This is a genomic window from Rugamonas sp. DEMB1, assembly GCF_029834475.1.
GTDB lineage: Bacteria > Pseudomonadota > Gammaproteobacteria > Burkholderiales > Burkholderiaceae_D > Rugamonas > Rugamonas rubra.
Window position 1 is genome coordinate 6347868 of sequence record NZ_CP122407.1, and the last position, 20726, is coordinate 6368593.

A 20726-nucleotide genomic window follows, 5' to 3' on the forward strand; every position below is an offset into this window, starting at 1 on the left:
CGCCCGCAGTGGACAAAAACCGCCTTCACAACCCCAAAAAAGCGAAATCAGGACGATGAATTCAAGCAAAACGATGCGTTTAGGAGTGATCAGCGCGCTTGCCGAAGAACAGCAGGGGCTCATAGAGGCCATGCAGAGCCCCTACAAGCTCACGCACGGCATGCGGGACTACACGGCAGGGAAGCTGTGGGAAATCGACGCTGTGTGCGTTCTGTCGCGTATAGGCAAGGTTGCAGCGGCCATGACAGCCTCCATCCTTGTGGAAAAGTTCGGAGTTACCCACATCGTCTTCACCGGCGTCGCCGGCAGCGCGGACAACTTGGTCAATGTGGGCGACATCGTGGTCGCCGATTCGCTGTTGCAGCACGATATGGACGCCAGTCCGCTGTTTCCGCGCTACCAGGTGCCGTTGACCGGCCTGTCGCACTTCGAATCGGACTTGGATTTGAGCAACCGGCTGAACGACGCGGCCAGCCATTTCATCCAAAACACGCTGCACCAGGTCATCGAACCGGCGGAAAAGCTGGCGTTCGGCCTGGTCCAGCCGCAGTTGCACCGCGGTTTGATCGCCAGCGGCGACCAGTTCATCCGCAGCCGCGCGCAGATTGCGCAGTTGAAGCAGGCCCATCCGGAGCTGCTGGCGGTGGAGATGGAAGGCGCCGCCGTGGCCCAGGTGTGCTTCGAGCTGGGCATCCCGTTCACGGTGATCCGGACGATTTCCGACAAGGCCAACGAGGAGGCGGCCGTCGATTTCATGCGTTTCGTCAAATCGGTCGCCTCGCGCTACGCCTTCGACTTGATCAAGGCGTTCTGCAAAGCATCGTCGTAAACGAAAAAAGGTTCTTCGCGGCATTGCTGCCGGGAAGAACCAAAGGAGACGACGGGTTGGCCGGAACCTTGTCCGGCCGAAAACGCTGGTAGCCCTACACGCCCAGGGTCATCAGGCTGGCGTTGCCGCCGGCTGCCGTCGTATTCACGCACAGGGCCCGCTCAGCGACCAAACGCCACAGGGGGATGGGGGCATCCTCGTTGCTGTCGATCAAGGCCACCAACCTTCCCGGGCCGCCAGTTGCGGCCGGACGGCGTTGCCCAGCGCCGATTCGACCAGGGCGATCTGGAATTCACCGTGGAAACCGTCGAGTTGACCGATCACCTGGACGCGGTCCAGCACCGCCGCCGGCAAATCGTTCGGCAGCACGCCGCTCGAATCGCCCAGAACGACGGCGAAGTTGCCGGTGGCCAGGGTCGCCGCCAGCTGGTTCAGCAGGCCGCCGGTGCTGGCCGCCGCGCACACCACGGTGCCGCGCGGCTGGAAGCTCAGGGTGTTGCGCTCGCCCGTGGGGCCGGGCAAGACCGTGGTGCTGCCCAGCAGGCTGGTGCGGCAGTATTGTTGCGCCAGGTTGACGATGCGGTCGTGGCCGTGCATCTTGGCCCAGACCGTCAGCGCGTCCAGGCCCGGGGTCGACTTGCGCTCGTGCTCGCCCTGCGCCACCGCGCCGCGCTGCAGGCGTTTCAGGTAGAGCGGGCCGCCGGCTTTGGGGCCGGTGCCGGACTTGCCCTCGCCGCCGAACGGTTGCACGCCGACCACGGCGCCGACGATGTTGCGGTTGACGTAGATGTTGCCGACATGGGCGCGCCCGCTGATGAAGTCGATGGTCTCGTCGATGCGCGAATGCACGCCCAGGGTCAGGCCGAAGCCGCTAGCGTTGATTTGCTCTATCAGTTTCGGCAGGTCGGCGCGCTTGTAGCGGATCACGTGCAGCACCGGGCCGAACACCTCCTGCGTCAATTCCTCCAGCGAACGGATTTCCAGCACGGTCGGCGGCACGAAGGTGCCGGCCGGCGCGTCGGCGCCCTGCGACAGGTCGAGCGAGAAGTGGTTCAGCGCGGTTTTCTTCATGCGCTCGATGTGGGCCAGCAAGTTGCCCTGGGCCTCGGCGTCGATCACCGGGCCGATGTCGGTGGACAGGCGGTCCGGGTTGCCGACGCGCAGTTCCAGCATCGCGCCCTTGAGCATTTTGATGGTCTTGTCGGCGATTTCTTCTTGCAGGAACAGCACGCGCAGGGCCGAGCAGCGCTGGCCGGCGCTGTCGAAGGCGGACGAGATGGCGTCCTGCACCACCTGTTCCGGCAGGGCCGAGGAGTCGACGATCATGGCGTTTTGGCCGCCGGTTTCGGCGATCAGCGGAATCTCGGCCGACTCGACGGCGGCGCGCTTGGCCAGGGTGCGGTTGATCAACTGGGCCACCTCGGTCGAGCCGGTGAAGATCACGCCCTTGACGCGGGCGTCGTTGCACAGGCCGGCGCCGACCACCTCGCCACGGCCGGGCAGCAATTGCAGCGCGGCGCGCGGCACGCCGGCCTGGTGCAGCAGTTCGACGGCGCGGTGGGCGATCAGCGGGGTTTGCTCGGCCGGCTTGGCCAGCACCACGTTGCCGGCCGCCAGGGCGGCGGCGACCTGGCCGGTGAAGATGGCCAGCGGGAAGTTCCACGGGCTGATGCAGGTGACCGGGCCGAGCGCCAGCGTGTTCGGCGCGGCGGCCACCTGGGCGGCGTAGTAGCGCAGGAAGTCGACCGCCTCGCGGATCTCGGCGATGGCGTTGGGCAGCGACTTGCCGGCCTCGCGGATGGCCAGCGCCATCAGTTCCAGCTGGTGTTGCTCGTACAGGTCGGCGGCGCGCTGCAGCGCGGCGGCGCGCAGCGCCGGTTCGGTGGTCTGCCAGTCCATGGCGAACTGGCTGGCGCTGGCCAGCGCGGTTTCCACGTCGGCGGCCGAGGCCTCGACCAGCTGGCCGACCAGGTCGTCGTGGCGGGCCGGGTTGACGATGTCCAGCAGCGGCTGGCCGGTGCTCGCTTCGCCGGCCAGCAGCGGCGCGGCGCGCCAGTCGCGCGGCGCGGCCAGCGCGGCGGAGATGTCGCGCAGCACGTCCTCGTTGGCCAGGTCGATGCCGGCCGAGTTCCTGCGCTCGGCGCCGAACATGTCCAGCGGCAGGGCGATGCCGGGGTGCGGCTGGCCGCCCTGGGCGCGGGCCTGCTCCAGCGGGCCCTGGATCAGGGTCTCGATGGCGATGTTCTCGTCGACGATCTGGTTGACGAAGGAGGAGTTGGCGCCGTTTTCCAGCAGGCGGCGCACCAGGTAGGCCAGCAGCGTCTCGTGCGAGCCGACCGGGGCGTAGATGCGGCAGCCCTTGTTCAGCTTGTCCTTGCCGACCACCTGGTCGTACAGGGTCTCGCCCATGCCGTGCAGGCACTGGAACTCGTAGTCGGTGACGCCGTCGCGCTTGGCCCAGGTGTAGATGGTCGACAGGGTCTGCGCGTTGTGGGTGGCGAACTGCGGGTAGATCACGCTGGTGGCGGCCAGCAGCTTTTGCGCGCAGACCAGGTAGGACACGTCGGTGTAGACCTTGCGCGTGTAGACCGGGTAGCCGCTCATGCCGTCGACCTGGCCGCGTTTGATCTCGGCGTCCCAGTAGGCGCCCTTGACCAGGCGCACCATGAACTTGCGGCCGCTGCGCTTGGCCAGGTCGACCAGGTAGTCGATGACGAAGGGGCAACGCTTCTGGTAGGCCTGGACGACGAAGCCGATGCCCTCGAAGCCGGCCAACGCCGGGTCGAAGGCCATCGCCTCCATCAGGTCGAGCGACAGTTCGAGCCGGTCGGCCTCCTCGGCGTCGATGTTCAGGCCGATGTCGTACTGCTTGGCCAGCAGCACCAGCGCGCGCACGCGCGGCAGCAGCTCGGCCATCACGCGGGCGCGCTGGGCGCGGCTGTAGCGCGGGTGCAGGGCCGACAACTTGACCGAGATGCCGGGGCCGTCCTTGATGCCGCGCCCGTTCGAGGCCTTGCCGATGGCGTGGATCGCCGTCTCGTAGGCGGCGTAGTAGTAGGCGGCGTCGCTCTCGGTCAGTGCCGCCTCGCCCAGCATGTCGTAGGAGTAGCGGTAGCCGCGCGCCTCGTTGTCGCGGCCGTTCTTGATCGCCTCGTCGATGGTCTGGCCGGTGACGAACTGGTTGCCCAGCATGCGCATGGCCAGGTCGACGCCCTTGCGGATCAGCGGCTCGCCGCCCTTGGTGATGAGCTTGCTGAGCGCCGAGCCGAGGCCGTTCTCGCTGCTGGTGCTGACCAGCTTGCCGGTGATCAGCAGGCCCCAGGTGGCGGCGTTGACGAACAGCGAGGGCGATTCGCCCAGGTGCTTGCGCCAGTCGCCCTTGCTGATCTTGTCGGCGATCAGGCGGTCGGCGGTGGCGCTGTCGGGGATGCGCAACAGCGCTTCGGCCAGGCACATCAGCGCCACGCCCTCCTCCGAGGACAGGGAAAACTCGTGCATCAGGGCGTCGACGCCCGAGGCGCGGGTGCGTTTGTCGCGTACAGACGACACTAATTTGTGCGCCAGTTGCTGCGCCTGCAGTTGTGTGTCGGGGCCGCTGTTTTGTACCTGGCCCAGCAAGCACTGCACGGCGCCGGCCTCGTCGCGGCGGTAGGCCGCCGTGATGGCGGCGCGCAGCGGGGTGGGGTCGCGCATAACCTCGGCTTGTAGTGCGGCAAAGGGGACAGGGGGCGAAACCGGGGCAACGGCTGGGTGCATGGGGTGGCTCTTTTTGAAGAAAAATGTCGGGGAATCGTGTCGCGGCCACATAGCAAAACACGCTCGGCATGCGGTGGCTGGCGAGCGTGAAACTGTGAACTGCTGATGATTTGATTGTAAAGCGGATTCTTCTGGATTAATTCTGGTATTACTGAGGACTAGCAATAGATAGTTTTTGGTGCGACAATTTAACCAAATAATATTGTGGGGGAGTGTAGGCATGCTGGACAAGATCAGTAAGAAAATTCTGATGGAACTGCAGAGCGACGGCCGCATCAGCAACGTCGAGCTGGCGGCGCGCGTCAACCTGTCGCCGGCGGCCTGCCTGGAGCGGGTGCGCAAGCTGCATGAATCCGGTTACATCATGGGCTACACGGCCCAGCTGAACCCGCAGTTGCTCGACGTGTCGCTGCTGGTGTTCATCGAGGTGGTGCTCGACCGCACCACGCCGGAGGTGTTCGACGCCTTCAAGCACAGCGTGCAGGTGATCCCCGAGGTGCTGGAATGCCATATGGTGGCCGGCGGTTTCGACTACCTGGTCAAGGCCCGCGTCAAGGACATGGCGGCCTACCGCGAGTTCCTGGGCAAAACCCTGCTGCAAAAAGGGGTACGCGAAACCCACACCTACGCGGTGATGGAAGAGGTGAAGAACACCACCAAACTTCCAATCAAGTAGTTGCAATAGGCCAAAATAAGCATTGAGCTGCCCGGTGAATTGTTGTACGTTGGAACCGTTCGATAGAATAGTTCTAACCACGTGCAACTAGGCGCCACCCGCGTTTTGGATGATGCATGATGACCAGGCGAAGACCTGGCTAGCAGGCAAACATGCCGACCACCGGGAGACTCACACCATGCAATTGCGGCAAAAAACCTTGCGCCAGGCCGGCTGGATCGCCGGCGCCACCGCCGGCGGCGCCGCCCTGGCGGGCTTGTCCCACCTGCTCTTCGCCAGTCCCGTCGCCGACGCCCTGCTGGCCGCGCTGGGCGCCGCCCTGGTCGCCCGTTTGGCCGGCGCCGAGCGGCAGGACGCCGGCATGCGCCAGTTCGCCCACGTGGTGGGCGACGGCATCGACGCCATCATGATCGGCGCCGCCGAAACCTCCTACTTCGTCGACTCGGTCAAGAAGAAGATCGAGCAGGACGTCAAGACCGCCAGCGCGATCGCCGCCGGCTCCGAACGCAACGCCCGCACCACCGAGAACATGGCGGCCAACGCCGAGCGCGCCGCCGGCGTGGCGGCGCAGGTGCGCAGCGAAACCGTGCAGGGCCGCACCGAGGCCAGCGAGGGCTTGCGGCGCATCGTCGGCGCGCGCCAGGAGGCGCAGACGGCGGCCGGCGTGATGGCCGGGCTGCAGGACAAATCGCGCCGCATCAGCGGCTTCACCCAGGCCATCACCGAAATTTCCGCGCGCACCAACCTGCTGGCGCTGAACGCCGCCATCGAGGCGGCGCGCGCCGGCGAGCACGGCCGTGGCTTCGCCGTCGTCGCCGGCGAGGTGCGCCAACTGGCCATGCGCACCAAGGAGGCGGCCGACGAGATCACCTCGATGGTGCGGGAGATCAACGAGCAGTCGGAACGGGCGGCCAGCGGCATGAGCGCGTTGGCGGCCGAGGTCAGCGCCGCCGCCGGCAATGTCGAGACGGTGCATGGCTTGCTGGGCAACATCGAGCGCTCCTCCGGCGTCTCCGAGGAGGAGATCGGCCAGATCGCCCACGCCTCGCGCGAGCAGGTCGAGACCAGCCAGCGCATCGCCGCCGCCATCGGCCGCATCCGCGACAGCATGCTGGCCACCGACGCCGAGCTGCCGCGGGCGGCGAAGTCGGCGATGGCGCTGGCCGAGCGGGCCGAGGCGATCACGGCGGCGCTGGGCGAGTCCGAGGTGGCGACGGCGCACGACGAGATCCGCCGCGCCGCCCAGCAGGCGGCGCGCGAGGTGGGGCGGATCTTCTCGGCGGCCATCGCCAGCGGCAAGATTTCGCGCGACGCCCTGTTCGAGCGCCGCTACACGCCCATCCCCGACACCGATCCGCCCAAGCACAGCAGCAGCTTCGACGCCTTCACCGACCGCGTGCTGCCGGACCTGCAGGAGGGGCTGTTGTTGAGCATGCCGCAACTGGCCTACGCCGGCGCGGTGGACAACAACGGCTATTTCCCGACGCACAACAAGAAGTTTTCCCAGCCGCTGACCGGCGACTACGCCGTCGACTTCGTCAACAACCGCACCAAGCGCATCTTCAACGACCGCACCGGTTCGCGCTGCGGCGCCAACACCAAGCCCTTCCTGTTGCAGACCTACAAGCGCGACACGGGCGAGGTGATGCACGACCTGTCGGCGCCGATCTACGTCGACGGCCGCCACTGGGGCGGCTTCCGCATCGGCTACCGCTCCAGCGCGGCGCACTGACCCCGGGAGCTTTTAGTAGGTGTCGCTGCGCGGGCTGGTGCCGGGCGCCATGCGCTGGGTGGCGGCGTTGTTCATGCCCTCCAGGTTCAGGCGCAGCCATTTGTGCGCCGGGCTGCGCGCGTCGCGCTCGTGCCACAGCATGTCCAGGTGCACCGCCGGCAGGGTGAACGGCAGCTCCTTGGAGATCAGCGCGTCGGTCATGCCGGTCGAGGCGATCAGGTGGCGCGGCAGCACGGTGATCAGGTCGGAGTTGGCGACCACCCGCCCGGCGGTGAAGAACTGGTTGACCGTCAGCAGGATGCGGCGCTCGCGCTGGATCTGCGCCAGCGCCTCGTCGACCAGGCCGTGGGCGCGGCCGGAGAAGCTCACCAGCAGGTGGTTGGCGGCGCAATAGTTGTCCAGCGTCAGGTCGAGCTTGGACAGCGGATGGTCGCGCCGCATCACGCACACGTAGTGGCCGGAATACAGGCGCTCGTGGCGGATCGGCGAGCCGGTCTCGTAGGACAGCTGGGCCGCCACGCCGGGGAAGAAGCCGACCGCCAGGTCGATGTCGCCGCGCAGCAGCATGGGGCGCGGCTCGCGCGTGGTCAGCGGCACCATGCGCACGTTGACGCCGGGCGCCTCGCGCTCGATCGAGCGCATCAGCGAGGGCAGCCAGAAGGCGGCGGTGGCGTCGGCCATGGCCATGCGGAAGGTGGCGTGGGCCTTGGAGACGTCGAAGGTCTCCGGCGCCACCGCCGCCTCCAGGCTGGCCAGCGCGCTGCGCACCGACGGCCACAGCGCCTCGGCGCGCGGGGTCGGCTTGACGCCGTAGGCGGTGCGGATCAGCAACTCGTCGCCCAGGCTTTCGCGCAGGCGCTTGATGGCGTTGGAGACGGCCGGCTGGGTCATGGCCAAATGGCCGGCCGCGCGTGTCAGGTTTTGCTCCGTCATCACGGCGTCGAAGACGCGCAGCAAGTTCAAGTCCAGCGTCAAAAAGCTCATGGCGGCTCAGGGTAGTTAATGAATGGCAACAGTGTAGAGGATGGCCGGATATTCGGGGAATACCCCGAACAGGCCGGTTTCATTCACCATTCATATAATTGTTATCGGGAAATGAAATTGGATAGTTATGTTGCGCTGCACTATAGTTACACTTGATTCTAAATGCACCGGAACATCATGTCTACCTTCATCTCCTATTTGCAAGCCGCCGCCCTGGATTTCTCCTGGCTGGGCGCCGTCCAGCTGGTCTTCGGCCTGGCCCTGGCGGCCGCCCTGCTGGTGTTGTTCAAACCGCTGCTGCGCGGCATAGGCCGCGCGCTGCTGCTGGTCGTCAAGCCGAAACTGAGCAAGGAAGAGCAGTTGCAGCGCCGCCAGATGCGCGACGCGATGATGCTCAGCCGTATGCTGAACGCGATGGACGGCTCGCCCAGCCACGCGGCCGAATTGCGCGCGCTGGCCTCGCGCGCCTGATGTCCTAGTCGCGGCGGCGGCGCAAGGCCGCTGCCGCGGTGCAGCAAATTACTTTTCGCCAAGCAACTGTGGCTTGAGCGAGCTGTCGGCGGGCTTGTCGCCCAGCCAGATGCGCAGGATCGCGTTGTAGAAGGCCACATCGGGCAGCAGCTCGCCGATCTTCTTGCCGTTCAAATGGCATTGCGTGCCCTCGCCGGGGATCCAGTCCACCGTCAACACATCACCCTTCTTCAAGCTCGGAAACTGGGCGAACATCTCGCCGAACTTCATCGTCTGCGGCAGCAGCTTGCTGCGCTCGGCCTTGTCGGTGTTGGCGTTCAGGCCGCTCATGAAGGCTTCGCCGAACTGTTCCGAGCTCAGCTCGCGCAGCACGGTGATGGAGACGCGGCGCGGGCCGGCCAGCGGCAGGATCTCGGCCACGCTGGTCTTTTTCTCCGCCAGGTACAGGCCCAGCGCGTAGACCTTGAAGAACACCTTGGTGCGCACGCCGGCGCCGTTCAGCTTGAGCTCCTTGCCGGCCAGGCTGATGCTGTCGTCGAACTTGACGCCGGCGACCTCGGTGGCGGCGTGCACCGGCAGGCAAAAGCCGGTGGCCAGGACGGCGGTCGCCAGCAGGCTTTTCAGGGTGGTTCTGCGATTCATGGTCATTTTGTCTCCAGGGATAGTGTTAAGTTGGCTGGCACGCACCCGGCCGGCGATGCACGCGTCGGTCGAATATACCATTGGCAAGTGGACGCGGGCGGGCCGGCGGCGAAAAAATCAGCACGGTCATGCTATTTTATTGCCGGGCGGGATGAAAACGCAGGCGGGCGCCACAGGATGACCCCGTGGCGCCCGCGCCGGTACGGATGGGACTGGGATTAGGGCTTGGCGGCTTGCAGGTGCTCGAACTTGGCGCGCAGTTCCGGCTCGCTCTCGCGCCAGGCCGGATTGAAGGGGATGCAGCTGACCGGGCAGACCTGCTGGCACTGCGGCTCGTTGAAGTGGCCAACGCACTCGGTGCATTTGTCCGGGTCGATCTCGTAAATCTCGGCGCCCATGTAGATCGCGTCGTTCGGGCACTCGGGCTCGCACACGTCGCAATTGATGCAGTCGTCGGTAATCATTAATGCCATGGCAATACTCGCTTACAGGGCCTGGTTGGCTGCGATCTTTTTCTGCAGCCAACGGTCGACCGATGGGAAAACAAACTTGGACACGTCGCCGCCCAGCATGGCGATCTCGCGCACGATGGTGCCGGAGATGAATTGGTACTGGTCGGACGGCGTCAGGAACAGCGTTTCGACGTCCGGCAGCAGGTAGCGGTTCATGCCCGCCATCTGGAACTCGTATTCGAAGTCGGACACGGCGCGCAGGCCGCGCACGATGACGCGGGCGTCGTGCTCGCGCACGAAGTCCTTCAGCAGGCCGGAGAAGCTCTGCACCTTGACGTTCGGATAGTGGCCCAGCACCTCGTTGGCGATGGTCAGCCGTTCGTCGAGCGAGAAGAAGGGCTGCTTGTTCTTGCTGTCGGCCACGCCGACCACCAGCGTGTCGAACAGGCCGGACGCGCGGCGCACCAAATCTTCATGACCGCGGGTGAGCGGATCGAATGTTCCTGGATAAACGGCTACAACCATTGCGACTCCTACAGATGATGCACCAATATAGAACGCGCATTATGCCTGAAACACCGGGCATTGCCTAAATTTGGGGCAGTTTTCCGTGGTTTTGCGGGCCGTTATCGAGAATTCAAGCCGCCGCGCCCTTGTACCTGAGCAGGTGGAAGTGGACCATGCCGGCCTTGTCGGCGCGGATCACTTCCCACGGCGCCAGCCAGTCCGGCCGCGCCGCGTCGGCCTCGGCGCCGGTGTCCGTGTCGAGCGGCAGGGGCACGCCGGACTCGGCGTAGACCAGGCCGCCCTCCTTGAGCAGCGGGGCGCACAGCGGCAAAATGCGGCTGAGGAAGTCCTGCTGGTAGGGCGGGTCGAGGAAGATCAGGTCGAAGCGCTGGCTGCGCGCGGCGGCCGACTGGGCCACGGCGAAGGCGTCGCCACGGACGATCTGCACCGTGTCGGCCTTGAGTTTTTCCTGGATCAGCTCGAGCTGGCGCACCACCGGACTGTGGCTGTCGACCATCAGCACCGACTTGGCGCCGCGGCTGGCCGCCTCGAAGCCGAGCGCGCCGCTGCCGGCGAACAGGTCGAGCACCTGGGCCTCGACCCAGTTGGCGTTGCGCAGGTGGTTGATCCAGTTGAAGACGGTCTCGCGCACCCGGTCCGGCGTCGGCCGCAGGCCGAGCGCGGCCAGCACCGGCAGCGGCGTGCGCTTCCATGTGCCGCCGATGATGCGCACCTGGTTGCTGTGTTGGGGACCGTGGACGGGGGTTTTTGCGGCTTTGGCGGGCTTCTTTTGCATGTGGCTAAGTCATTGATTCGTTGGCGGCCACTATAGCATATGGGCTTGCTGGCGCTGGACCGCCGCCCGGCCGGCCGGCCCCGGCGACGCCCCGGACCTTAGCGCGCCTCCGCCGCCAGGGTGTTGAAGTCGTCGATCCAGCCCTGCATGCGCTTGTTGGCGTGCGCCTTCTGCGCCGGCGTGGCCAGGCGCAGCACCGCCAGCACCAGCTGGATGTTGGCCTCGGTGGCGGCGTCGAAGAAGGCCCTGCGCTCGGAATGCTCGAGGCGCTCGAAGCCGTCGAGGATCAGGCCGTGGATCTGCGCCATCGCCGCCTCCTTGCCGGGCTTGTCGCGCTGGATTTTTTGCACCAGGGCGAGGATGTTCCTTTGCCGCCGCATGCGCTCGTCGAGCCAGATCTCGTTGTCGAGCGGACGCGCGTCCGAGGCCTTGCGGATCTGCTCCTCCTGCTCGCGGCTGAAGTTGCCGAACCACAGCTCGAACTGCTCCATCGATTTTTGAAAGCGGAACTTTTGCTGGCGCTCGCGGTCGCCCTTCATGTTCTTCTTGCGGAACTCCTCGTTGTTGGCGTTGAACTTCTTCTCCAGCTTGGCGATCTGCTCGGGCCGCAGCGAACGCGCCAGCTCGGCCAGCTCGGGCTCGGCCTTGAACAGCAGCAGCTGGGTGCGGCTTTTGACGTCCTTGTAGTCGGCCATCAGCTCGGCCGGGCCGGGATTGCCCTGCAGCTGGCGTTGGGCGTTTTGCAACACCTGCGCATAATCGTGCAACTGGGTCTTGCGGTGCCAGGAGAACAAGTTGTCGATGTCCTTCTTGACCCAGGATTTTTGCTCGGTGTTGAAGTCGACATAGGCGTCGAGCCACCAGTACAGCACGGTGTCGCCGTGGTTGTAGACCAGCCGCAGGGAGCTGCAGCCGGCCAGCGCCAGCAGTCCGGCCAGCAGCAGATAGCGCAATGCGCGGTGGAACCAGCCCTGCTGCATGTTAGACTTTGTCATATCCTCAACTTAGTGAACTCTCGACCATGAATGTTGTCATCCTCGCCGCCGGCATGGGCAAACGCATGCAATCGGCGCTGCCGAAAGTGTTACATCCGTTGGCGGGCAAGCCGCTGTTGTCGCACGTGATCGACACCGCGCAGAGCCTGTCGCCGAGCCGATTATGCGTGATTTACGGACATGGCGGCGCCGCCGTGCTCGACCTGCTGGCGCGCCGGCCGGAAACCATCGCCGCCGCCCTGCAGGAACCGCAGCTGGGCACCGGCCACGCCGTGCAGCAGGCGCTGCCCGAACTCGACGAGAACGTGCCGACCCTGATCCTGTACGGCGACGTGCCGCTGACCAGCGCCGCCTCGCTGCAGGCGCTGGTGGCCGCCGCCGGCACGGACCGGCTGGCCATCCTGACGGTCGAGCAGGACGATCCCTTCGGCCTGGGCCGCATCGTCCGCGCCGACGGCAAGATCGTCCGCATCGTCGAGCAGAAGGACGCCAACGAGGCCGAGCGCGCCATCCGCGAGATCAACAGCGGCATCATGGTGGTCCCCACCGCGCGCCTGAAGCAGTGGCTCGGCGCGCTGCAGAACAACAACGCCCAGGGCGAGTTCTACCTGACCGACATCGTCGCCATGGCCGTCGCCGACGGCGTGGCGGTGGTTTCGGCGCAGCCCTCGGCGCAGTGGGAGGTGGCCGGCGTCAACAGCAAGGTGCAACTGGCCGAGCTCGAGCGCATCCACCAGGGCAACATCGCCCGCCGCCTGCTGGAACAGGGCGTCACCCTGCTCGACCCGGCGCGCATCGACGTGCGCGGCGAGCTGATCTGCGGGCGCGATGTCAGCATCGACGTCGGCTGCGTCTTCGAGGGCCGCGTCGAGCTGGCCGACGGCGTCAGCGTCGGCGCCCACAACGTGCTGGTCAACGCGCGCATCGGCGCCGGCGTCACCATCAAACCGTTCTGCCATATCGAAGAGGCGGTGGTCGGCGCCGCCTCGATCATCGGCCCCTACGCGCGCCTGCGTCCGGGCACCGAGCTGGCCGAGGACGTTCACATCGGCAACTTCGTCGAGATCAAGAACAGTCAGATCGCCGCGCACAGCAAGGCCAACCACCTGGCCTACGTGGGCGACGCCACCGTCGGCTCGCGCGTCAACATCGGCGCCGGCACCATCACCTGCAACTACGACGGCGCCAACAAGTTCCGCACCGTGATCGAGGACGACGCCTTCATCGGCAGCGACAGCCAACTGATCGCCCCGGTCACCGTCGGCAAGGGCGCCACCCTGGGCGCCGGCACCACCCTGTCGAAGGACGCGCCGGCCGGCCAGCTGACCATCTCGCGTTCGCGCCAAGTCAGCATCGAGGGCTGGACCCGTCCGGTCAAGGTGAAGAAGTAACAGACTGTATGGCGGCCACGGCCGCCAGCGACCGCCACGGCGCCTTCGGGCGCCGTTTTCAATTGTGGATAAACATGTGGAAAAACCGGCGAACAAGCCGGGTATAAGCGCAGGATAACTTTTTCGCACAGCCATGCTATCTATTTTGCTTGTGAGTAAGTCTGTGGGTAAGTGGTGAAAAAGCAGGGGGCAAGCCTTGCATAAGTTTGCCTAGGGCGAAAATCGGCGCTTGTCCACATCCGGCCGACGTGGACATGGCGTCTCATCCAACTCGAAAACCGCTGATTGTGAACAACTCTGTGCATAAGCCATGGAATAAGACGCGGATAAGCCGTGCGCAAGTGGAGGATAAGTGCCTTTTGCTGCTCGCCCTACTTTGCCGCCTGTGCATAAACATGTGGAAAACCCTGCGTAAAGTGCCTGAATAAGGCTTGGATAAGTTGCCAGCAAGCGAAACTGGCGTGCTTGCGCGGCGGTGCCGCCAACCAGCGCAATAGTTCCCGCGCGTTTGCAAGTTTGTTATAATTGAGAATAATTCTCATTCAATAAGCCGCCAGCCGTGTCCGTCCAAGAACTCGCCTTCCGCAACGACTTCAACAGCATGTACGTGGACCACCACGGCTGGCTGGTGGGATGGTTGCGCCGCAAGCTCAACGGCGCCGACCAGGCTTTCGACCTGGCGCAGGACACCTTCCTGCGCATCCTCTGCCAGCCCGAGCACAAACGGCTGGCGCCGCAGGAGCCGCGCGCCTACCTCACCACGGTGGCGCGCCGCCTGCTGATCAACCACGTGCAGCGCCAAGCGTTGGAGCGGGCCTATCTGGACGTGCTGGCCCAGCTGCCGCCGGCGCACACGCCGTCGCCGGAGGCGCGCCTGCTGATGCTGGAGACCCTGCACGAGATCGACCGCATGCTCGACGGCCTGGCGCACAAGGCGCGCGAGGCCTTCCTGCTGTCGCAGCTGGAGGGACTGGGCTACGCCGCCATCGCCGAGCGGCTGGAGGTGAGCGAGCGCACCGTCAAGCGCTACATGGCGGCGGCGTTCGAGCGGTGCATCCTGCTGGTGGCGGACGCATGAGCCGGCCGGCGACGGAGCCGCCGCCGGCCGGCGCCGGCGCGCCGCTCAGTGCGCGCGCGGCCAGGGAGGCGGCGCAATGGCTGAGCCGCCTGCACGCCGGCGCGCTGACGGCGGCCGAGCAGCGCCGCTGCGACGTCTGGCGGCAGAGCGATCCCGAGCACGAGCGGGCCTGGCGCCGCGCCGAGCTGGTGGCGCACAAGCTCGGCCTGGTGCCGGCCGCCGTCGCCCTGCCGACGCTGCGCCGCGCCGACAGCACGCAGCGGCGCAACGCCATCAAGACGCTGGCGCTGCTGGTCGGCGCCGCGCCGCTGGGCTGGGCCGCCTGGCGCGCCGCGCCGTGGGACGAGTGGAGCGCCGACGTGCGCACCGCCAGCGGCGAGCGGCGCAGCCTGACGCTGGCCGACGGCAGCAGCGTGGTGCTCAACACCGCCAGCGCGCTCGACGTGCGCTTCGACGGCGCTGCGCGCCGGCTGCTGCTGCGCGCCGGCGAGCTCCTGCTGCAAACGGCGGCGGAGCGCGCCGCCCGCCCCTTCCTGCTCGAGTGCGCGCACGGCGTGCTGGAGCTGTTCGACGCCCGCCTGGTGTTGCGCCAGCACGAGGCGCGCGGCCGGCGGGCGGCGCACGGCAGCGTGGCGGTGCTGCGGGGCACGGTGCGGCTCAGGCCGTCCGCCGCCGGGCCGGGGACGGCGCCGCTGACACTGGCCGCCGGCCAACAGGCCCGCTTCGACGCCAACGGCCTGAGCGGCGACATCGAGGCGCTGGCGCCCGGCGCCGGCTCCTGGGCCGACGGCGTGCTGTACGCCGAACAGATGCCGCTGGCCGACTTCCTCGCCGAGCTGGCGCGCTACCGGCCCGGCCTGCTGCGCTGCGATCCGGCGGTGGCCGGCCTGCGCGTGTCCGGCGCCTTCCAGCTGCGCGACACCGACAAGATCCTGCAGGCGCTGGCCGCCACGCTGCCCTTGCGCATCGCCCGCCACACCCGCTACTGGGTCACGGTCGGCCCGGCCTAAGCCCCGAAGCCCCGGGGTCAGTGCCGACATTCGGACACGAGCTCAAGTAGTGCGCCAGTCGGGCCAGCAACATTTGTCCATTTGTCGGCACTGACCCCGCTTGCAGAAAATCTAGGGTCAGACCCTAGGGTCTGACCCTGGCTCGGCGCATCCATCGGAGCCGGGCCAGGACCCCGGCTGGCGGCTGGCGGTGGCTCCGCATACCAGCGCCAGCAAAAAGATTGCGCTGGCGATGTCCCCTTTGCCAATCTCGCCGGTCATACAAGACAGGAGCAGCACTTACACCCATCGTCACCATTTTGCAGAAAGACCCCGTCATGGCATATCCCCACCCCGTTCTCTCCCGACTGACGCTGGCGCTGGCCGGCACCGTGGCCGTGCTGGCCGCCGCGCCCGCCGCCGCCGCCAACAAGAGCTACCATATCGCCGCCGGCCCGCTGAGCCCGGCCCTGTCGCTGTTCGCCGGCAGCGCCGGCGTCACCTTCGCCTCCGACCCGGCGCTGACGGCCGGCCTGAGCACGCGCGGCCTGCAGGGCCAGTTCGGCGTGGCCGAGGGCTTCGCCCGCCTGCTCGAGGGCAGCGGCTTGGAGGCGCTGCCGCGCGGCGGCGACGCCGACGTGTATGTGCTGCGCAAGGCCGTCGCCGCGCCCGCCGCCGCCAGGCAGGCCGCCGCCGCCGCCGCCGCCGAGGCGACCATGGCCCAGGTCACCGTGACCGGCCAGGGCCTGGGCGGCGGCACCGAGGGCAGCGGCTCCTACACCAGCGGCGCGATGAAGACGGCGCTGCGGATGGACCTGTCGATCCGCGACACGCCGCAGTCGGTCAGCGTGATCACCCGCGCCCGCATGGACGACATGGGCCTGCGCCGCCTCGACGACGCGCTGGCGCAGACCACCGGGGTGATGGTCGGCCAGATGGACAGCGAGCGCACCAAGTTCTACGCGCGCGGCTTCGACATCAACAACGTCCAGGTCGACGGCATGCCGCAGGGCGCCAACGCGCCGCTGTCGGACACCGTGCTGTACGACCGCATCGAGGTGGTGCGCGGCGCCACCGGCCTGATGGGCGGCACCGGCGACCCCTCGGCCGCCATCAACATGGTGCGCAAGCGCCCCGGCCGCAGCCTGCAGGGCGGCGCCGGCCTGGTGCTGGGCCGCTGGAACGACCGCCGCGCCGAGCTCGACCTGTCGGTGCCGCTGAACGCCGACGCCAGCGTGCGCGGCCGCACCGCCCTGGCCTACTCGGACCGCGACTCCTTCATCGACATGTACCACGAGCGCAAGACCGTCGGCATGGTCATCGTCGAGGCCGACCTCGGCGCGCGCACCCTGCTGACGGCCGGCGTCGACTTCCAGCGCAACACGCCGAACGGCTCCACCTGGGGTGCGGTGCCCTACTGGAACGCCGACGGCAGCCTGGCCAACATGCCGCGCAACTTCAGCTTGACGGCGCCGTGGAGCAGCTGGGCCAACCGCCAGCACACCCTGTTCGGCTCGGTGGAGCAGCGCCTGGAAAACGGCTGGAAGCTGCACCTGGGCTACGCCCGCAACGACAGCCGCAACAACACCACCGTCGTCAACGGCGGCGCCGGCTACCCCGATCCGGCCACCGGCCGGGGCATGCGCTTGTGGAGCGGCGTCTGGGGCGAGGGCAAGTCGGTCAGCGACAACGCCGACCTGTACGCCACCGGCCCGTTCTCGCTGCTGGGCCGGCGCCACACCCTGATCGCCGGCTGGAACGGCAGCCGCCAGGTGAGCAACTCCTACGGCGGCGAGGCGCAGCACAGCTACCCCGACGAGATCGCCGACTACCGCCACTGGAGCGGCAACATCCCCCGCCCCACCTTTACGCCCGACGGCAGCCGCGACGAGACCACCACCCGGCTGGGCGGCGGCTATCTGGCCGGCCGCTTCAGCCTCGCCGAGCCGCTGACGTTGATCCTCGGCGCGCGCCTGAGCAACTACCGCACCGAGACCGAGGCCTACAACGGCGCCGGCGCGCGCACCGGCGGCAGCGGCTTCGCAGAGAGCAAGAACGAGACGACGCCGTATGTCGGCGTGGTCTACGACCTGGGCGAGAAGTGGTCGGCCTACGCCAGCTACACCACGCTGTTCAACCCGCAGACGGCGCGCGACAAGGACAACCGCTTCCTCAAGCCGGAGAGCGGCACCAACGCCGAGCTGGGCATCAAGGGCGAGTTCTACGACGGCAGGCTGAACGCCTCGGCCGCGCTGTTCCGCACGCTGAAGAAGAACCTGGCCGAGATCGACAAGAGCGTGCCGCAGGGCTTCACCCTGCCCGACGGCGGCCTGGCCCAGGTGGCCAACGGCGCCGGCATCACCGTGCGCGGCGTCGAGTTCGACCTGTCCGGCCAAGTCACGCCGGACTGGAACGTCAACGCCGGCCTGACCTTGCTCGACGCCGCCGAGGCCGACGGCCGGCGCGCCGTCACCACCCAGCCGCGCCAGCTGCTGCGCCTGTCCACCTCCTACGCGCTGGGCCGCCTGCTGCCGGGCCTGAAGGTGGGCGGCGGCATCACCGCGCAGAGCGCCATCTACGGCGAGTCCTGGTACGGCCGGCCGACCGCGCCGAAGGACGCGCCCGTGGCACGGCTGAACCAAGCCGGCTACGCGCTGGTGAACCTGATGGCGTCCTACGACATCCACCCGCGCCTCAACGTCCAGCTCAACGCCGCCAACCTGTTCGACAAGAAGTACTACCGCAACGTCGGCTTCTACGACAGCGTGTTGTGGGGCGAGCCGCGCAACATCTCGCTGTCGCTGCGCAGCAAGTTCTGAGGGCGGCCATGAGCGCATCGCACAAGCACGAACATCCGCCCCGGCATCCGCATGCGGATGAGCACGCGCACCGGCACGGGAACGGGAACGGGAACGGGAACGGGAACGGGAACGGGCGGGCCGGCTGGTTGCGGCGGCCCCATCCGGTGCTGTCGCGCACCGTCGCCGGCCTGGGCGGCGGCTACCTGCTGGCCTCGGCCGGCGCCCTGCTGGTGACGGCGCTGAGCGCCGGCGGCGGCAAGCCCGGCGGCGACGCCATGCTGGCCGGCGCCCTGGTCGGCCTGGCGCTGTACGCGCTGGCGATCGTCTGGGCCTTCGCCACCGGCAGCGCGGCACGCGCCTGGGGCGGCATGCTGCTGGCCACCGCGCTGCTGGGCCTGCCCGGCCTGCTGCTGCTGGCGCTGCCCGGCGGTGCCGCATGACGGCCGCCGCCAAGGCGCCTGGCGCGCCGCAGCCGACGTCCGAGGCCAAGGCCGTGGTCGTGGCCGCCGGCGCGCTGGCAGACCCCGCCGTGGCCGAGGCCAAGGCCGAGTTCGCCGCCAAGTCCGGCACCAAGTCCGGCACCAAGGCCGACACCAAGTCCGCGCCGGCCCGGCCCGGCCTGCGCCAGCGCATGGCCTGGCTGCACACCTGGGGCGGCCTGTGGTTCTGTTGGCTGGCCTACGCCATCTTTTTGACCGGCACGCTGAGCGTGTTCGTCGACCCGCTGACGCGCTGGATGAAGCCGGAGCTGCCGCCGCTGTCGGCCCAGCCGGTGGCGGTGCCCACCGAGCCGGGCGCCGCCATCGAGCACGGCCTGCGCTTCCTGCGCCAGCGCGCGCCGGACAGCCGCCTGTGGGAGATGTGGCCGCGCCCCGGCCAAGACAGCATGATGGTCTACTGGATGGACCAGCACGACCGCTACGCCGAGGCGCGCCTGTCCGTGGCCACCGGCGCCGAGCTGCCCACCGCGCGGGGCACCGGCCGCGACACCCTGGGCGGCAACCACTTCGTCGAGTTCCACCACGAGCTGCACGCCGGCCGCGCCGGCCTGTGGATCGTCGGCGCCGCCTCGGTGGCGATGCTGGTGGCGCTGATCTCCGGCGTCATCACGCACAAGCGCATCTTCCAGGACTTCTTCACCTTCCGCCCCGGCAAGGGCCAGCGCTCCTGGCTCGACGCCCACAACGCGCTCGGCGTGTTGACCCTGCCCTTCCTGTTCATGATCGTCTACAGCGGCCTGGCGATCAGCTGGCCGACCTACATGCCGGCGGTGAAGCTGGCGCCGCTGCTGCGCGGCGACGGCGCCGCCAAGTCCATCGTCGAAAGCGACTCGCCGTCCGGCCGCCCGGCCAGCGGCAAGCCCGGCGTGCTGACCGCGTTGGCGCCGCTGGTGCGCGCCGCCGAGACGGCGATGAACACGCCGACCTTCGCGCTGGTGGTGCACCATCCCGGCGACGCCGCGATGACGGTCGAGGTCTACGGCGAGGTCAGCCCGGCCACCCAGCGCGGCAAGCTGTTCAGCACGCGCGGCATGATCGAGTACGACGGCGTCACCGGCGCGCAGCGCTCGGTGCGCCCGGCCCACCAGGCGCCGGACGGCGTCGCCCGCAGCGCCATGTTCGGCATGGACGAGCTGCACCGCCTGCACTTCGCCGACGCCGCCGTGCGCTGGCTGTACTTCGTCTCCGGCCTGGCCGGCACGGCGATGATGGCCAGCGGCGCCATCCTGTTCATGCTCAAGCGGCGGCACAAGTCGCAGCGCGAGTTCGGCGCCGCCACGCCGCGCGTCTACCGCCTGATCGAGACGCTCAACATCGCCTCGATCAGCGGGCTGGCCGTGGCCTGCATCGGCTTCCTGTGGGCCAACCGCCTGCTGCCGCTCGACCTGGTCGAGCGCCACGAGTGGGAGGTGGCGGCCTTCTTCGGCGTCTGGCTGCTGACGCTGCTGCACGCCGCCTGGCAACCCGGCCCGCGCGGCTGGACTCAGCAACTGCTGGCGGCGGCGGCCCTGTGCTTGGCCCTGCCGCTGCTGAACTGGATCAGCACCGGCGACCAGCTGGTTTCCTACCTGCTGCGCGGCGACTGGCAGCGCGCCGGCGTCGAGCTGACCTCGCTGGCCTTCGGCGGGTTGTTCCTGCTGGCGCTGCGGCGCTTGCGCGCGCGCGCCGCGCTGGCGGCGGCCACGGCGGCCACGGCGGCCGGAAAGGCGGGGGCGTGATGGCGCTCTGGTTCACCATCATCGCCGGTCTCGGCCTTTGCTACGCCGGCATGAGCGGCCTGGCGCTGGCGCTGGACCGCCACCACCGCCAACTGCGCGGCGCCGATTGTCCGCCCCGGCGAGGCATGCTCCTGCGCGCGGCGGGCGCCGCCCTGCTGCTGCTGGCGCTGCTGCCCTGCATCCAGTATTGGGGCGTCGGTGCCGGCATCACCGCGTGGCTGGGCTGTTTGACGGCGGGCGCATTCCTGTTCATCGGTTTGCTGCCCTATGCGCCGCGCGCGGCGGCCCTGCTGGCGCTGGTTGGCGGGCTGGCAGGCCTGATGGCTGCTGGCTTTGCCTGATTTCAGGCCTGTGGATAAGCCTGTGAGCAAGTCTGTGGGAAGGCGTTTCATAACCCCGGTATAAGCCC

The 20726-nt window shown here is 67.9% G+C and carries 17 protein-coding genes and 1 pseudogene; 11 read left to right on the top strand and 7 right to left on the bottom strand.

Annotated features, from left to right (window positions below):
* Positions 1-73: 73 nt before the first annotated feature.
* Positions 74-829 (top strand): 5'-methylthioadenosine/adenosylhomocysteine nucleosidase, encoded by a 756-nt coding sequence (locus QC826_RS29260; protein WP_409567912.1) that lies wholly within the window; start codon positions 74-76, stop codon positions 827-829.
* Between the two features lie 94 nt (positions 830-923).
* Here the strand turns inward: QC826_RS29260 and putA are convergent.
* Positions 924-4585: pseudogene (gene putA, locus QC826_RS29265) on the bottom strand (trifunctional transcriptional regulator/proline dehydrogenase/L-glutamate gamma-semialdehyde dehydrogenase).
* A gap of 220 nt (positions 4586-4805) precedes the next feature.
* On the opposite strand from putA, the gene QC826_RS29270 reads away from it, so the two are divergent.
* Positions 4806-5261 (top strand): Lrp/AsnC ligand binding domain-containing protein, encoded by a 456-nt coding sequence (locus QC826_RS29270; RefSeq protein WP_008443393.1) that lies wholly within the window; start codon positions 4806-4808, stop codon positions 5259-5261.
* Between the two features lie 178 nt (positions 5262-5439).
* The gene (locus tag QC826_RS29275; protein WP_279763549.1) at positions 5440-6993 is read left to right on the top strand and encodes a methyl-accepting chemotaxis protein; all 1554 of its coding nucleotides are present in this window, start codon (positions 5440-5442) and stop codon (positions 6991-6993) included.
* Between the two features lie 12 nt (positions 6994-7005).
* Here QC826_RS29275 and QC826_RS29280 read toward each other — a convergent pair whose 3' ends face one another.
* On the bottom strand, positions 7006-7977 hold the full coding sequence (locus QC826_RS29280; protein ID WP_093385842.1) for a LysR family transcriptional regulator: 972 nt from the start codon (positions 7975-7977) through the stop codon (positions 7006-7008).
* A 177-nt stretch (positions 7978-8154) separates the two neighbouring features.
* Between QC826_RS29280 and QC826_RS29285 the strand changes: the two genes are divergently transcribed.
* Positions 8155-8448, top strand: a complete 294-nt coding sequence (locus QC826_RS29285) for a hypothetical protein (RefSeq protein WP_227457935.1) — start codon at positions 8155-8157, stop codon at positions 8446-8448.
* 48 nt (positions 8449-8496) lie between these two features.
* Here QC826_RS29285 and QC826_RS29290 read toward each other — a convergent pair whose 3' ends face one another.
* The 5 genes from QC826_RS29290 to QC826_RS29310 all read right to left on the bottom strand — a co-directional run bounded on the left by QC826_RS29290 (position 8497) and on the right by QC826_RS29310 (position 11840).
* Positions 8497-9096 (bottom strand): chalcone isomerase family protein, encoded by a 600-nt coding sequence (locus tag QC826_RS29290; protein WP_279763550.1) that lies wholly within the window; start codon positions 9094-9096, stop codon positions 8497-8499.
* Between the two features lie 212 nt (positions 9097-9308).
* On the bottom strand, positions 9309-9563 hold the full coding sequence (locus tag QC826_RS29295) for a YfhL family 4Fe-4S dicluster ferredoxin (protein WP_279763551.1): 255 nt from the start codon (positions 9561-9563) through the stop codon (positions 9309-9311).
* A 12-nt stretch (positions 9564-9575) separates the two neighbouring features.
* The gene (gene coaD, locus QC826_RS29300) at positions 9576-10067 is read right to left on the bottom strand and encodes a pantetheine-phosphate adenylyltransferase (RefSeq protein ID WP_093385850.1); all 492 of its coding nucleotides are present in this window, start codon (positions 10065-10067) and stop codon (positions 9576-9578) included.
* A 112-nt stretch (positions 10068-10179) separates the two neighbouring features.
* On the bottom strand, positions 10180-10845 hold the full coding sequence (rsmD, locus tag QC826_RS29305) for a 16S rRNA (guanine(966)-N(2))-methyltransferase RsmD (protein ID WP_279763553.1): 666 nt from the start codon (positions 10843-10845) through the stop codon (positions 10180-10182).
* A 98-nt stretch (positions 10846-10943) separates the two neighbouring features.
* Positions 10944-11840 (bottom strand): DUF6279 family lipoprotein, encoded by an 897-nt coding sequence (locus tag QC826_RS29310; RefSeq protein ID WP_279763554.1) that lies wholly within the window; start codon positions 11838-11840, stop codon positions 10944-10946.
* Positions 11841-11866: 26 nt separating this feature from the next.
* Here QC826_RS29310 and glmU point away from each other — a divergent pair, with 26 nt between their 5' ends.
* The 7 genes from glmU (at position 11867) to QC826_RS29345 (ending at position 20658) form a co-directional block, all read left to right on the top strand.
* Positions 11867-13231 (top strand): bifunctional UDP-N-acetylglucosamine diphosphorylase/glucosamine-1-phosphate N-acetyltransferase GlmU, encoded by a 1365-nt coding sequence (glmU, locus tag QC826_RS29315; RefSeq protein WP_279763555.1) that lies wholly within the window; start codon positions 11867-11869, stop codon positions 13229-13231.
* A 559-nt stretch (positions 13232-13790) separates the two neighbouring features.
* Positions 13791-14309 (top strand): sigma-70 family RNA polymerase sigma factor, encoded by a 519-nt coding sequence (locus QC826_RS29320; protein WP_279763556.1) that lies wholly within the window; start codon positions 13791-13793, stop codon positions 14307-14309.
* The gene (locus QC826_RS29325; protein ID WP_279763557.1) at positions 14306-15319 is read left to right on the top strand and encodes a DUF4880 domain-containing protein; all 1014 of its coding nucleotides are present in this window, start codon (positions 14306-14308) and stop codon (positions 15317-15319) included. Before QC826_RS29320 ends, QC826_RS29325 begins: the two co-directional genes overlap by 4 nt.
* Before the next feature lie 317 nt (positions 15320-15636).
* Positions 15637-18117, top strand: coding sequence for a TonB-dependent siderophore receptor (locus tag QC826_RS29330; RefSeq protein ID WP_279763558.1), 2481 nt, complete (start codon positions 15637-15639; stop codon positions 18115-18117).
* Between the two features lie 146 nt (positions 18118-18263).
* Positions 18264-18539, top strand: a complete 276-nt coding sequence (locus QC826_RS29335) for an iron transporter (RefSeq protein ID WP_279763559.1) — start codon at positions 18264-18266, stop codon at positions 18537-18539.
* Positions 18536-20317 (top strand): PepSY-associated TM helix domain-containing protein, encoded by a 1782-nt coding sequence (locus QC826_RS29340; protein ID WP_279763560.1) that lies wholly within the window; start codon positions 18536-18538, stop codon positions 20315-20317. Before QC826_RS29335 ends, QC826_RS29340 begins: the two co-directional genes overlap by 4 nt.
* The gene (locus tag QC826_RS29345) at positions 20317-20658 is read left to right on the top strand and encodes a DUF3325 domain-containing protein (RefSeq protein WP_279763561.1); all 342 of its coding nucleotides are present in this window, start codon (positions 20317-20319) and stop codon (positions 20656-20658) included. Before QC826_RS29340 ends, QC826_RS29345 begins: the two co-directional genes overlap by 1 nt.
* Positions 20659-20726 lie beyond the last annotated feature (68 nt).